Here is a 713-nt window from a genome sequence, read left to right on the forward strand (position 1 = left end):
CGGTTGCTGTCGCATCCTTGGTGACGGTGACATTACCTTCACCACTGACTGCTAAGCCATAGTTTGCAACTGCTGTTCCGGTTTGCTCTTCACTTACACTGTAAATTCCTACAGGTATGTCATTGATCGTTACGCTTCCGTTTGCCGGTACGCTGATTCCTGTCTTGGTTGCGCTTACGCTTCCATCTGTAAGAACATATTCACCACTTGCGTTTGTTACGTAGATCATGAATGTCTTGCTGGAATCAAAGGTATATCCTGCAACTGCCTTGGCTACCGTCAGGCTTCCCTTATCCTGGGTATAAGTGTTCGTTACAGTTGCGGTTGCTGTCGCATCCTTGGTGACGGTGACATTACCTTCACCACTGACTGCTAAGCCATAGTTTGCAACTGCTGTTCCGGTTTGCTCTTCACTTACACTGTAAATTCCTACAGGTATGTCATTGATCGTTACGCTTCCGTTTGCCGGTACGCTGATTCCTGTCTTGGTTGCGCTTACGCTTCCATCTGTAAGAACATATTCACCACTTGCGTTTGTTACGTAGATCATGAATGTCTTGCTGGAATCAAAGGTATATCCTGCAACTGCCTTGGCTACCGTCAGGCTTCCCTTATCCTGGGTATAAGTGTTCGTTACAGTTGCGGTTGCTGTCGCATCCTTGGTGACGGTGACATTACCTTCACCACTGACTGCTAAGCCATAGTTTGCAACT

Annotated in this window: 1 protein-coding gene; it reads right to left on the reverse strand. The window is 47.1% G+C overall.

The window, feature by feature from the left end; genetic code table 11:
• Positions 1-713: DUF5979 domain-containing protein (locus DW959_RS14255; protein ID WP_207664462.1), on the reverse strand; the 713-nt coding region annotated here is incomplete at both ends.

The sequence above is a fragment of the Clostridium sp. AM46-21 genome (genome assembly GCF_003480025.1).
GTDB lineage: Bacteria > Bacillota > Clostridia > Lachnospirales > Lachnospiraceae > Coprococcus > Coprococcus ammoniilyticus.